The organism is Xenorhabdus sp. TS4 (assembly GCF_014467265.1).
Lineage (GTDB): Bacteria > Pseudomonadota > Gammaproteobacteria > Enterobacterales > Enterobacteriaceae > Xenorhabdus > Xenorhabdus ehlersii.
The window spans coordinates 1-797 of record NZ_NKHQ01000102.1 but is presented as its reverse complement, the minus strand read 5'-3'; the positions used below and the strand labels follow the sequence as shown (position 1 = coordinate 797).

At 51.9% G+C, this 797-nt stretch carries 1 protein-coding gene; it reads left to right on the top strand.

Features of this window, described 5'->3' with window-relative positions:
* On the top strand, positions 1-797 hold a 797-nt coding region (locus Xets_RS19390), incomplete at both ends, for an AMP-binding protein (protein WP_187652378.1).

Here is a 797-nt window from a genome sequence, read left to right as displayed (position 1 = left end):
CCGCTGTTTAACAGCCTGCTGAATTTCCGCCATAGCCCAGGTGAAGATGAGCAAGTGGCCTCAATCGCCTGGGAAGGCATTGGTGAGATAGAGAGTGAAGAGCGCAGCAACTACCCCTTGTCACTGGATGTGGACGATTTTGATGAGGGATTTGCACTCACGGCACAATGCAGCCAGCAAATTAATCCCGCTCGTATTAATGCCTATATGAACACAGCCTTGCAAGGCATTGTGGCAGCCCTGCAATCTGCGCCTGAGAAAGGCATTGAGTCCATTGACATCCTGTCACTGACTGAACGCACCCAACTGTTGGAAACATTTAACAATACCACGATCGAATATCCGCAAGACACCTTAATCCACCAACTGTTTGAACAGCAGGCCGCACGTACACCGGATGCCATTGCGCTGGTATTTGATAAGCACGAACTCAGTTATGCGGTACTGAACCGCCATGCCAACCAACTGGCCCACCAACTGATTGCCGCGGGGATACGCCCTGATGATCGCATCGCGATTTGTGTTGACCGCAGTCTGGATTTGATTATTGGCCTGTACGCTATTCTTAAAGCAGGAGCCGGCTATGTTCCGCTCGATCCGGAGTACCCGGCCGAACGTCTGGCCTACCAGTTGTCGGACAGCCAACCGGTGTTATTGCTGACGCAGCAGCATTTGCAGGAACTGTTACCATCAGCAGACCTGCCCGTCTGGTTGCTGGACGATAAAACCCAGCGAAATAACGTGGCACAACAGCCGATCCATAATCCTGATGTGCAACTTAAGCCCCATCATCTGGC